The sequence below is a fragment of the Qipengyuania pacifica genome, from assembly GCF_019711555.1.
GTDB classification, from domain to species: domain Bacteria; phylum Pseudomonadota; class Alphaproteobacteria; order Sphingomonadales; family Sphingomonadaceae; genus Qipengyuania; species Qipengyuania pacifica.
Genome location: NZ_JAIGNQ010000001.1, coordinates 735,703 through 746,879, shown reverse-complemented (window position 1 = coordinate 746,879; position 11,177 = coordinate 735,703). Strand labels below are relative to the sequence as shown.

The 11,177-nt window shown below is 61.8% G+C and carries 10 protein-coding genes, 1 tRNA gene and 1 pseudogene; 5 read left to right on the top strand and 7 right to left on the bottom strand.

Annotation, left to right across the window (positions count from 1 at the left end; translation table 11 throughout):
* Positions 1–29 precede the first annotated feature (29 nt).
* The gene (locus tag K3177_RS03750; RefSeq protein ID WP_221597103.1) at positions 30–944 is read right to left on the bottom strand and encodes a DUF7146 domain-containing protein; all 915 of its coding nucleotides are present in this window, start codon (positions 942–944) and stop codon (positions 30–32) included.
* Between the two features lie 138 nt (positions 945–1,082).
* Between K3177_RS03750 and K3177_RS03745 the strand changes: the two genes are divergently transcribed.
* The 3 genes from K3177_RS03745 (at position 1,083) to K3177_RS03735 (ending at position 2,468) form a co-directional block, all read left to right on the top strand.
* A complete protein-coding gene (locus tag K3177_RS03745) occupies positions 1,083–1,667 on the top strand; it encodes a lytic transglycosylase domain-containing protein (protein WP_221597447.1) in 585 nt (194 codons plus the stop codon).
* Between the two features lie 64 nt (positions 1,668–1,731).
* Entirely contained in the window at positions 1,732–2,283 is a 552-nt protein-coding gene (locus K3177_RS03740) for a thermonuclease family protein (protein WP_221597102.1), read from the top strand.
* Positions 2,274–2,468, top strand: a complete 195-nt coding sequence (locus tag K3177_RS03735; RefSeq protein ID WP_221597101.1) for a DUF6961 family protein — start codon at positions 2,274–2,276, stop codon at positions 2,466–2,468. The genes K3177_RS03740 and K3177_RS03735 overlap by 10 nt, the downstream gene beginning before the upstream one ends.
* A gap of 136 nt (positions 2,469–2,604) precedes the next feature.
* Here K3177_RS03735 and K3177_RS03730 read toward each other — a convergent pair whose 3' ends face one another.
* Positions 2,605–3,828, bottom strand: a complete 1,224-nt coding sequence (locus K3177_RS03730; protein WP_221597100.1) for a tyrosine-type recombinase/integrase — start codon at positions 3,826–3,828, stop codon at positions 2,605–2,607.
* Between the two features lie 165 nt (positions 3,829–3,993).
* Positions 3,994–4,080, bottom strand: a tRNA-Leu gene (locus K3177_RS03725).
* A 174-nt stretch (positions 4,081–4,254) separates the two neighbouring features.
* Here K3177_RS03725 and K3177_RS03720 point away from each other — a divergent pair.
* Complete coding sequence (locus K3177_RS03720; RefSeq protein ID WP_221597099.1) at positions 4,255–5,205, top strand: complex I NDUFA9 subunit family protein; 951 nt, start codon at positions 4,255–4,257, stop codon at positions 5,203–5,205.
* 1 nt (position 5,206) lies between these two features.
* Here K3177_RS03720 and K3177_RS03715 read toward each other — a convergent pair whose 3' ends face one another.
* The 4 genes and pseudogenes from K3177_RS03715 to K3177_RS03695 all read right to left on the bottom strand — a co-directional run bounded on the left by K3177_RS03715 (position 5,207) and on the right by K3177_RS03695 (position 8,880).
* A complete protein-coding gene (locus K3177_RS03715; RefSeq protein ID WP_196847527.1) occupies positions 5,207–5,674 on the bottom strand; it encodes an NfeD family protein in 468 nt (155 codons plus the stop codon).
* Positions 5,675–5,684: 10 nt separating this feature from the next.
* The gene (locus K3177_RS03710; RefSeq protein ID WP_196847526.1) at positions 5,685–6,689 is read right to left on the bottom strand and encodes an SPFH domain-containing protein; all 1,005 of its coding nucleotides are present in this window, start codon (positions 6,687–6,689) and stop codon (positions 5,685–5,687) included.
* A gap of 71 nt (positions 6,690–6,760) precedes the next feature.
* Positions 6,761–8,014: pseudogene (locus K3177_RS15300) on the bottom strand (serine hydrolase domain-containing protein).
* Positions 8,014–8,880, bottom strand: a complete 867-nt coding sequence (locus K3177_RS03695) for a dienelactone hydrolase family protein (RefSeq protein ID WP_221597095.1) — start codon at positions 8,878–8,880, stop codon at positions 8,014–8,016. Before K3177_RS03695 ends, K3177_RS15300 begins: the two are co-directional and overlap by 1 nt.
* A 125-nt stretch (positions 8,881–9,005) precedes the next feature.
* Here K3177_RS03695 and K3177_RS03690 point away from each other — a divergent pair, with 125 nt between their 5' ends.
* The gene (locus tag K3177_RS03690) at positions 9,006–11,177 is read left to right on the top strand and encodes a PQQ-dependent dehydrogenase, methanol/ethanol family (RefSeq protein ID WP_221597093.1); all 2,172 of its coding nucleotides are present in this window, start codon (positions 9,006–9,008) and stop codon (positions 11,175–11,177) included.

Sequence of the window (11,177 nt, the reverse complement as noted above, 5' to 3'; positions counted from 1 at the left end):
GATCAGGAATTAGAGAAGCTCTCTCTCCTCTACCGCGCCGCTTTGCGGCGCAGCCATGCTGTAAGTTCATCGTTCCAGTCGGTGTCGCGTGAGGATGGTTTGCGAACGTGGATCGTCCGCCCATCGCGGGCATAAGCGGCCAAGCCACGCGACGCGGCCAGCTCGCCGCCAGCATCGTGATCGACGAAGAGGTGAAGCTCGGTCACGCTTTCAGGCACGCTGACGAGACCGAAGCGCTCATTGCCCAGGGTCGCCCAGACGGGAATGCCGGTGAGAGCATAGGCCGACATTGCGCTCTCGATGCCCTCAGCGAGGCCGAGCTTGCCGGAGGCCGGAGCGAAGAGGCGGACAGCAGCTTCACCGAGCGCGCCGAGCGCGCGTTTCGGCTTTTCGAAAGCGGCCTTGCCTGAAGCCTCGGTAGACAGGAACGTGCGGTGGATGGCGATCGGGCACTCGTCGAGGCTGACTGCCGCGATCATGGCGGGCAGAAAGCGGGCCCGTCCTTTCGGGCCAAGCGGCGTTCGTGGATGGAAGCGGAGCGCCGGAGATGCGGCGAGGATGCCGCGGCTTTCAAGATATGCCTTTGCCGGACTAGCACGCAGTGGCTGTGCATCGCGCCAGATCCTCAGCGCTACCGCCGAGGGTTTGCGGGTGCTGGTCGATTCGGGTTCGTTGGTGGTCGCAGAACCTGAAAAAAGCGCCGGTGCCTCGAAACCTTCACGCGCCAGAGCAGCCAGCACGCTCTGCTGATCGCATCCCGCGAAACAGTGGAAGAGGATGGCCTGTCGGCCGAGCGACACACCGAGTGACGGCGTGCGGTCATCATGCGCGGGGCAACAGGCCATGCCCTTTGTGCCGGACCATTTGCCCCCTCGCGATTCGCAAATGCGACGGGCGGTCTCGGCAAGCGACCGGTTGGGATGAGTTTGGACAGACAGGGACATGCGAGCTCCTCAGCATGCAAAGTGGCCCCCCCATCAGCGTTCCTTTCCTCTCCCGAAGGCAGGCATTCACAGGTTTCCTACAGTCATATGTTCTATTTATGTTCCATTGTGATTCGAATCAATGGAGCACCACTCGAGATGACCTCTCTCAATTGTCGGACCGCGATAGCGGTCGCCTGCCTGGGGATGATCGCGACCTCCTCTCAGCAAGTCCGCGCCCAGGATTTCACCTTGTTCGAGCACGCGATCGTTCCGCCGAAGACGGACCAGCAGCCGGCAAGGGAATATCTTCCTGCAATCTACCAGGCCGAGCCAGCAAACGTATCCTACCGGGAAGGCTTGTATATGGCGGCGATAGCCGAGGCTGAACGCCGTTACGGGCTTCCGACCAACCTGCTTCGTGCTCTTATTTGGGCTGAGTCCCGCTTCAATCCGATGGCTGTTAGCCCAGCCGGTGCTGCCGGGCTGGCTCAGCTTATGCCGGCCACGGCGAGAGAACTGGGCGTCCGGAACCGTCATGACCCTCTTGCATCGATCGACGGTGGCGCCAGGTACCTTCGCGATATGTTGGACCGGTTCGACGCAGTCCACCTGGCCTTGGCTGCTTACAATGCTGGCCCAGGTGCCGTCTCCCGATCACGCGGCATTCCCAACAATGGTGAAACGCCGCAATATGTCCGGTCTGTGTTGGGACGTTGGCAAGCAATTGGTACGTACAATTGACGAAACTACCTGATTTCCGGCTATCGTCTGAAATCATGTGCCGGAATGAAGACGGACAACGCCAGTGAATGAGACCCCCGGTGAGCCGTTCGACTTTCGCAAGGCGTTGAAGGCACAGAAGCGCCGGAAGCTGAGAAAGGAGATCTCGTTGGGTTTGGGAGCATTCGCGATCGTATTTGCTGGAGGGATGCTGGCACTCAACTGGCCAGTCCATGATGCCAGCCTTGCTAACGACGATCATCAGCCTCAGGCTTTATTCCAGCAAGCAAGCTCCCCACAATTCGACATCTGCGGATCCATCCGGCGCACATGCGTCGTGGATGGAGATACTTTCTGGCTTGATGGCGTGAAGATCCGGATTGCCGACATCGACACTCCCGAGATCAGCGAGCCTCGTTGCGACTATGAATACCAGCTCGGCATGCGCGCGACGCACCGCCTTGTCGAATTGCTGAATGGCGGGCCCTTTGAACTGAGGACCATCGGTAGCAGAGACGAGGATCAGTACGGTCGCAAATTGCGGGTTGTAACGCGCGGCGGCCGCTCGCTTGGCGATCAGCTGGTCAGCGAAGGCCTGGCGCGAACCTGGACCGGGAGACGTGAACCATGGTGCTGAACCGCGATCAGGAATTGTGGGCCGTCGCGCTCTGGGTCGAAAAGAACCATGGCGAAGAGGGAACCGCGTATATCGCGCAGCAAATCCAGCGGCTATCCAACGAAGGGGACGAGGCAGGCATGGCAACGTGGAAGACTGTTGCTGACCGCTTCGATCAGCTTAGCTGCCAAAGCTCTACGAACTGAGGCTCGGCACGATGCGGAAGTGGCTTAAGGTCTGGGGCATCAGAATTGAGTTCGCCTTGCTCGCGTCAGTGTCCCTGATAGGGCTGGTCCTGAGCCTTCAATCCTGCACTGGCTGAGAAGAAATTCGTTCTTCCGATCAACCCTTCGCAAACTTTCCCACGATGACCTTTCCTCCTGTCCGGAGCTCATCGAGGTAGTCGCTCCACCATTGAGCCATTCGCACACGCTCGTCCCAATGCTTGCCGCGATGGTAAATGCCGCGCACAACATTGCTGTCACCATGTGCTAGGGCACGCTCGATTGCGTCCGGATTCCAAAGTCCCGACTCGTTCAGGAATGTCGATGCCGTCGCCCGGAGTCCGTGCGCGGTGACTTCTTCTTTCGAGTATCCCATGCGACGGAAAGCGGCATTGAGCGTGTTTTCACTCATGGGACGCTTGGAGCTGCGCGCAGATGGGAAAACATATCCTTCGCGGCCGAGCATCTCGGCCAGATCTGTGAGATAGCTTCTAACTTGCTTGGAAAGCGGGACGGCATGCGCTCGGCGCGCTTTCATTTTACCGGCAGGGATCTTCCAGACCCCATCGACAAGGTCGATCTCATGCCATTCGGCGTGCCGGAGTTCGCCGGGGCGTACGAACACATGCGGCGCTATCTGCAAAGCTAACTTCGTCACCATGTAGCCAGTGAAGTCGTCGATTGCGCGCAGTAGCCCGCCTAGCTCGGTGGGCTCGAGGATTGCTGCATAATGCGTGGCTCTCGGCGTTACGAGAGCGCCCTTCAGCATACTGGTCGGATCGGATTTGCAGCGGGTGGTAGCAACACCATAGCGAAACACGCGGCCGGCGAACGAGCGGCATTTCTTCGCAGTCTCGTGCTTACCGGTGGCTTCCAGCCGTTTAAGGGGAGCCAGGACTTCGAACGGCTCGATCTCGTTGATGGGTCGGTTCCCGATGGCAGGCGCAAGCTTATCGAGGAAGTAATTGGCCTTGACGATCGTGCCATCGGCGCGGCCATTCTGGACCATCATCTGTTCAATATACTCACGCGCGACTGCCTCGAACGTCTGTGCAGAAAGGAACTCCGCGCGGATTTTCCGCTTCCGCTTCTCAAAAGCCGGGTCGCCCCCTGAAGCAACAGCTCGTCGCGCCTCGTAGGCCGCGTCTCGCGCTTGCTTGAGGCTGATGTCGGGATAGCTGCCGATGCAGAGCTTCTTTTGCGCACCGCCGATCCGGTATCGGAATCGCCAAAGTTTGCTGCCGGTCGGCGTAACCTCAACATATAGGCCGCGCTCATCGGTTACCTTGTACGGGTTATCCTTGGGCTTGAGTGCGCGGAGACGAGTATCTGTCAGCGGCATGTGGGGGCCTTTTCATCTGGGCCTTTGCGAAACGGCCTCAAAAGGCCCACAAAAGTGTCTGGAACCCCCGAGAACAGGCGGGACGATCCGGAACGATCCAAGGGCCAAATCCCTAGGATTTCTGCGGGTTTTATAGATTATTTGGGAGAACGTGAGAAGAACAAATGGTGCCCAGAAGAGGACTCGAACCTCCACGCCCTTGCGAGCGCCGCCACCTGAAGACGGTGCGTCTACCAATTCCGCCATCTGGGCACACTTGTCGCAAAGCCGGTCTTCGAAGCACGGCTGCGGGTAGGCGCGGGCCACTAGCGAAGGGCGCCCTCCTCTGTCAATGGCTTTCGCACATGTCGGAACGCTTGCGGCACAGCGAAGGTTGGGGCTAGGGGCGCAGCAACGATTCCACCTTCGAGGATACAGGCGAATACCATGGCGAAAAGCGGCGCGTTGAACGGCAAGCTGGTAGTGCTGATGGGTGGCAGCGGTTTTCTCGGCAATTACGTTGCCCAGGCCCTGCTCGAACGTGGCGCGCGCGTCCGCATCGCCAGTCGTAATCCCGACAAGGCTTTCAAGCTGAAGCCCCTCGCCAATCTCGGCCAGATCCAGTTTGCGCGCTGCAATGCGGCAGATCGCACGTCGGTAGAGCGTAGCATCTCCGGGGCCGACGCGGTCGTGAATCTGATCGGTGCGTTCGATGGCAATCTGCGCCGCCTGATGGGCGAAGCGCCGGGCTGGATGGCCGAAGCCGCTGCAAGCACAGGCGCCCGCGCCTTCGTACATGTCAGCGCGATTGCGCCCGAACCGGACGAAGATGCCGAAATCGAGTATGCAGCAGCTAAGCGGCTCGGCGAAAAACAGGTTCTCGCGGCCTTTCCGAAAGCGACCATCCTTCGCCCGAGCATCGTGTTCGGCAAGGACGACAAGTTCATCAACATGTTTGCAGGTCTGATTTCGAACCTGCCGGTGCTGCCCGTTTTCGCTCCGGATGCCAAACTGCAGCCGGTCTATGTCGACGACGTGGCCGAAGCTGCCGTCCGTGCGCTCGAGCAACCCGATGTTTTCGGCGGCAAGATCTACGAACTCGGCGGTCCGGAACAGCTTTCCATGATGGACATCAATCGCGCGATCGCAGAGGCGCAATACCGCGATCGCAGCTTCCTGCCGATGCCCGATGCGATTTCGGCGATCTTCGCGGCCCTGCCCGGCACCCCTATGGGGAGCGATCATTGGGAACTGCTGAAATCCGGCAATGTCGTTTCGGGTGACCACCCCGGTTTCGACAAGTTCGGCATTTCGCCCCGGCCGCTAAGCCTGTTTCTCGACAAATGGATGGTGCAGTACCGCAAGCACGGCCGCTTCAACGAACGCGCGAGCGTCTAGATCAGGCGTCTTTCGCCGCGCTTCCGTCTAGCAAGGCGACCGGCTCCACCAGCAGATCCGAGCCCCTGCTCCCGATGATGCGTACGCGCGTGCCGATATCGGCATCGCTGCCGCGCGCGTTCCATTCGCCGTCTCCCACCTTGACCCGGCCCGAGCCGCTTTCGATCGCTTTCGTCACCAGTGCGGTTTCCCCCACCAGCCTGCCGGTCCGATTGTTCAGCAGCGGGTCGGAGGAGATGATGGGCCGATCGCGCAGCCAGCGCTTGGCGGAAAAGGCAAAGATCAGCGACAGCGATACCCAGGCGATGATCTGCATCGCGAGCGGAGGCCCGGAAACGAAAGCCAGCGCGGCGATCGCCAGTGCTGCCATCGCCATCCAGATCAGATAGACCCCGGGCACGATCATCTCGAGCGCGGCCAGGGCCAGTCCGACGATCAGCCATATCCAGTATGTTTCGATGCCGTCCATGGCCCCGCCCCTATCCATTCCTGGACGGTGGGACGCTGGGCCGGCGTACCGGGGCGCGGTCACGCGGTTCGGCGATGGGTGTGCCCGTGTCGGCCGGTCCCTCCGCCTTGTCGAAGGCGCCCCGCATCAGTTCACCGATCCCGCCGAGCGAGCCGATGAGCTGTGTCGCCTCGACGGGAAACAGGATCGTCTTGGCATTGGGACTATCGGCGAACTTGCCGACCGCCTTGGTATATTCCTGGGCGACGAAGTAATTGATCGCCTGATTGCCCGACGATGCGATCGCGTTCGACACCATCTCGGTTGCGCGCGCTTCGGCTTCGGCTGCGCGTTCGCGGGCCTCGGCATCGCGGAACTGTGCCTCGCGCTTGCCTTCCGCCTCGAGGATAGCCGACTGCTTGCGGCCTTCTGCGCGAAGGATCGAACTGGTCTTGTCGCCTTCCGCCTCGAGGATTTCCGCACGCTTGAGCCGTTCCGCCTTCATCTGGCGCGCCATGGCTTCGGAAATATCCATCGGCGGGCGGATGTCCTTGATCTCGACGCGGGTGATCTTGATGCCCCAGGGCGAGGTGGCATGATCGACTACGCTCAGCAGACGGGCATTGATCTCGTCGCGCTTCGAGAGTGTTTCGTCCAGATCCATCGAACCCATCACCGTGCGCAGATTGGTGGTCGTCAGCGCCAGGATTGCATTGTGCAGGCCCGACACTTCATAGGCGGCCTTCCCCGCGTCCAGCACCTGGAAGAACACCACCGCATCCACGCCGACCATGGCGTTGTCCTTGGTGATGATCTCCTGCCCGGGAATGTCGAGCACCTGCTCCATCATGTTGATCTTGTGCCCCACGCGGTCGATGAAGGGGATGATCAGATGCAGACCGGGATCGGCGGCGAGCGTGTATTTGCCCAACCTCTCGATGGTGTAGACATAACCCTGCTTCACCACGCGCACGCCCATCATCAGGAACAGTATCGCGACCAGAACAATCAGCGCCAGAACGAGCGTACCGCCCATGTTGGAAACCCTCCTCTATTCGGGGGGTATCGTAGCGAACGCAGGACTGGCGGCAAGCGAAAGCGGCGTTGCTACTTCGCCCCGGTGTAGTCGGCACCATAGATGGCGTCGCGAATATCGTGGTGCAGCGTGCCGTCGAAATCGATTTTCTGGGTCGCGAACACCACGGCCATGTCCTGCACTGGATCGACCCAGAACAGCATGGACGGCAGGCCGTCCCAGAAGAATTCGCCGGTCGTGCCGCGGTTTTCCTCGGCATCGAGCGGCGGCCCGGTGCGGACGAAAAAGTCGAAACCGAAACCACCGTTCCCCTTGCCGACCAGCCAGCTCCGGTTCTCGGGCCCGATGCGCGGGTCGAGGTGGTCGGTCGCCATGAGCTGCACCGTGGCAGGCTCGAGGATGCGCACACCATCCAGCTCCCCCTCGCCCAGCAGCATGCGCGCAAACCGCATGTAATCGTCGACCGTGGTGACGATGCCCGATCCGCCCATTGTCATGGGCTTGCCCATGAAATTGGCCTTCAGCCATTCATCGCGCGGCATGGGTTCCAGCGTGCCGTCATCCTGCGCGACATAAATACGGGCGAGGCGGGCCAGGTCCGCCTCGTCGCGCTTCCAGCCGCTGTCGGCCATGCCCAGCGGGTCGAAGATATGCTGCTTCACATAGCTGTCGAACGGCTGTCCGGAGAGGACTTCGACCAGTCGGGCCTGCACATCGACCCCGGCGGAATAACTCCAATGCGTCCCCGGTTCGTAGAGCAGCGGCACCTGCGCCAGCTTCTGCGAAAACTGCGCCAGGGTATTGTCGGCGCTCAGCGGGTCCAGTTCCTGCTATGTGCGATCGGCAGCAGTCTGCGGCTCCCCGCCCGGGCCGTAGCTGAAACCGGCCGTATGCCGCAGCACGTCGCGCACTGTGATGGCGCGTCTGGGCTGCGCCACGATGGCGCTGCCATCTTCGCGCTCGCCCGTCAGCACGCGGGTCGCCTGATACTCAGGCAGGTACCAATGCAGCGGATCGTCGAGGCCGAATGCGCCCTTCTCCCACAATTGCATCAGCGCGACGCCGGTGACGGGCTTCGTCATCGAAAACACCTGCACCAGCGTATCGCGGGAAAACGCCTTCCCCTCTTCGCGGACAGCATCGCCGGAAGCCGCGAAGCAGGCCTCCTCGCTGCCTTGCCATATCAGCACGGATGCACCGACGGTGCGGCCTTGCTCAACGGCTTTGCCGAGAAATTCCTCGGCCGCGGCGCAATCGGGCTCGAACTCCTGCGCTGCCAGCGGTGTCGCGAGCACCAGAGCAGCAAGAGCACCCCAAAGCCGCATCAAAGCGCGGCGGAATACAGGCGAAGCAATCTGGCCCATGCCCGTTCCGCCTGCTCGCGGTCATAGGCGGGGGAATCCGGCACGCACCATCCATGGTCGGCGGGATAGACTTCTATCTCGGCCTCGCACCCGGCAGCAGTCGCCGCATTGCGAAGCGCAGTTTTTGCGCCCGGCGCCTCGGCATCGTCATCCTGCGCTATGGCGATTAGGTAATGCGCATCGGCGCGCAGCATGGTGTGCGGGCTCGGCCCGTCTTCGCGCACCAGTCCGCCCCCATGAAAGCTGGCGCCCGCCTGGATGTGGTCGTCTGCCGACGGTGCGACCACGGCGAAGCTGCCCGTCATGCAATAGCCCTGCGTTCCGATCCCGCGATCGGTATCGACTTCGGGCTGTTCCAGAAGCCACTCGGCGCAGGCGCGCGCATCGGTCTGGATAGTGGCCGGTGTGAACTTGCTGCGCCAGGGTTTGACCTTGTCGAAACCGCCATTGGCGGCAAAGCTCGCGAAATCTTCGAACTGCTGCCCGGCAACGTCGCGATAGTACGGGTTGGCCAGCAGAACCGCGTAACCCTCATCGGCCAGCCGCTGTGCCATCTGCCGCTTGGCCGGGCGAATGCCGGCGATATCGGGCCACAGGATTACGGCAGGGTGCATGCCGCTGGCGGGATGAAAGAATTCGCCATCCATCGTGCCGGCAGGTGTTGCGAAAGTGACCTTGCGTCCGCTCCTGTTCTGCGCGGCCGAACTTTCGGCTGCCCGCTCTACAGGTGCACAGGCCACGGCCCCCGCTGCCATCGCGCCCGCCCCGAAACCGCGCCGCGTCATCGCCTGCCGTCCCCAGCGGGCCAGCATTTCTTGGTCGCACATCGTTCGTCACTCCTCTGTCCCGTCAGTCCGGCACTGTTGCAGCTAGCCAGCGTATGGACAAGCTTTCGCTGGAGAGGCAAGATAGGTTGCATAGAGCGACGCAAATGTCGCCGGGGGAGAGAGCGATGCGAGGGATCGGTTGGGCCGCGCTGGCCGCGCTGGGGTTTGCGGGCGTCTTGTCGGGATGCAGTGTGGGCGCGGCCGAAGAACCGGCAGGCGGCATAGACAATATTAGGCTGATCAATGCAGCCGACGATCCGGCGAACTGGATTACGCATGGCGGCACATACGCCGAACAGCGCTTTTCGCCTCTCGACCAGATAAACCGCGAAAACGTCTCCGGGCTCGGCCTCGCCTGGTTTGCCGACATGGACACGGCCCGGGGGCAGGAAGCGACCCCGTTGGTGATGGACGGCAAACTCTACGTCACCAGTGCATGGAGCAAGGTCTTTGCCTTCGATGCCGCGACCGGGAAGACATTGTGGAGCTACGATCCCGAGGTACCCGGCGAAACCGGCGTGAAGGCTTGCTGCGATGTGGTCAATCGCGGGCTCGCTGCCTGGGGGGACACGCTTTTTCTCGGCACGCTCGACGGGCGGCTTGTCGCACTCGATCGCAACACCGGCAAAGTCGTCTGGGAAAAGGTCACCGTCGATCAGTCCAAAAGCTACACCATAACCGGCGCCCCGCGCGTGATCGATGGCAAGGTGCTGATCGGCAATGGCGGCGCCGAATTCGGCGTACGCGGCTATATTGCGGCCTATGATGCGAAGGACGGTCACGAGCTCTGGCGTTTTTACACTGTGCCGGGCGACGATGGCGATGACGCGCCTGAATATCTGAAGGCAGCTCAGTCCACCTGGAGCGGCGATGCGCTTTCGGGCGAAGACGGGATCGGCGGCGGCGGGACCGTGTGGGATTCCATGGCCTATGATCCGGATCTCGATCTGCTCTATATCGGGGTTGGCAATGGCAGCCCGTGGAACCGCGCCTATCGCAGCCCCGGCGCCGACGGCACCGGCGAAGGCGACAACCTCTATCTGTCCAGTATCGTCGCCATCCGGCCCGATACCGGGGAATATGTCTGGCACTATCAGACGACACCGGGGGAAACGTGGGATTTCACCGCGACCCAGCACATTATCCTGGCCAACATGAAGATCGGCGGGCGGGATCGAAAGGTGCTGATGCAGGCGCCGAAGAACGGCTATTTCTACGTTCTCGATCGCGCCACGGGCGAATTCATTTCCGCCGAACCCTATATCCCGCTCAACTGGTCGACCGGGATGAGCGCCGACGGCCGGCCGCAGATGAACCCGGAAACGCGCATCGACATCACCGGCAAACCGGCGCTGGTCATGCCGGGGCCGCTTGGCGGGCACAACTGGCATCCCATGGCTTACGACCCGGGCGAAAACCTCGTGTACATTCCCGCATTCGAAGCGGCGATGCTCTATTCTCCCGAAGCGAACTGGAAACCCGACAGGGCCCGCGGTTTCAACATCGGCTACGATCTGGGCGCGGGCGATCTGCCGCCCGATCTGGGTATCAGGCGCGAAGTGCAGGGAACGATCAAGGGGCGGCTCGTCGCCTGGGATCCGGTAGCGCAGAAGCCGCGCTGGACGGTCGAACATCCCGGGCCATGGAACGGCGGCGTTCTGGCAACAGGTGGCGGGCTCGTCTTCCAGGGCAATTCGGGCAGCGACTTTGCCGCCTATAATTCCGCGACCGGGGATCGCTTGTGGCGTTTCGCCGCGCAGACGGGCGTTGTCGCCCCGCCCATCACCTATTCGGTTGATGGCGAACAGTATGTCGCAGTCCTCGCCGGATGGGGCGGCGCTTTCGCTCTGTCGGTCGACGGGGAACTGATCGACAACATGCGCCCGGTTCGCAACATAAGCCGGCTTCTCGTGTTCAAGCTCGGGGGCAAAGAGCAATTGCCGGCAGAGCCGGACTTTGCCCTGACCCCGCTCGATCCGCCACCTTCGCGCGCCACTGCAGCTACGATAGAACTCGGCCGCACCAAATATGCGCGTTACTGCGCCGTTTGCCATGCTCCCGGTGCGGTTGGATCGACCGAGCTTCCCGACTTGCGGCGTTCGGGCGCGCTGGACAATCAGAAGGCCTGGGTTCAGATCGTCCATGGCGGGGCACTGGAAGGAAACGGCATGGCCAGCTTCGCCCAATCCCTGTCGGAGAGCGAGGTCGAGGCAATCCGTCAGTATGTGATCAAGCGCGCCAACGAGGACAAGGCCATGGAAGCCCAGCGCGCCAGGACCCGCACCGCCGCGCGGTAG

What these genes read in the sequence shown, in the direction of transcription:
- K3177_RS03750 (WP_221597103.1), bottom strand. Translation starts at nt 944, where the DNA reads ATGTCCCTGTCTGTCCAAACTCATCCCAACCGGTCGCTTGCCGAGACC.
- K3177_RS03745 (WP_221597447.1), top strand. Translation starts at nt 1,083, where the DNA reads ATGACCTCTCTCAATTGTCGGACCGCGATAGCGGTCGCCTGCCTGGGG.
- K3177_RS03735 (WP_221597101.1), top strand. Translation starts at nt 2,274, where the DNA reads ATGGTGCTGAACCGCGATCAGGAATTGTGGGCCGTCGCGCTCTGGGTC.
- K3177_RS03730 (WP_221597100.1), bottom strand. Translation starts at nt 3,828, where the DNA reads ATGCCGCTGACAGATACTCGTCTCCGCGCACTCAAGCCCAAGGATAAC.
- K3177_RS03720 (WP_221597099.1), top strand. Translation starts at nt 4,255, where the DNA reads ATGGCGAAAAGCGGCGCGTTGAACGGCAAGCTGGTAGTGCTGATGGGT.
- K3177_RS03715 (WP_196847527.1), bottom strand. Translation starts at nt 5,674, where the DNA reads ATGGACGGCATCGAAACATACTGGATATGGCTGATCGTCGGACTGGCC.
- K3177_RS03710 (WP_196847526.1), bottom strand. Translation starts at nt 6,689, where the DNA reads ATGGGCGGTACGCTCGTTCTGGCGCTGATTGTTCTGGTCGCGATACTG.
- K3177_RS03695 (WP_221597095.1), bottom strand. Translation starts at nt 8,880, where the DNA reads ATGTGCGACCAAGAAATGCTGGCCCGCTGGGGACGGCAGGCGATGACG.
- K3177_RS03690 (WP_221597093.1), top strand. Translation starts at nt 9,006, where the DNA reads ATGCGAGGGATCGGTTGGGCCGCGCTGGCCGCGCTGGGGTTTGCGGGC.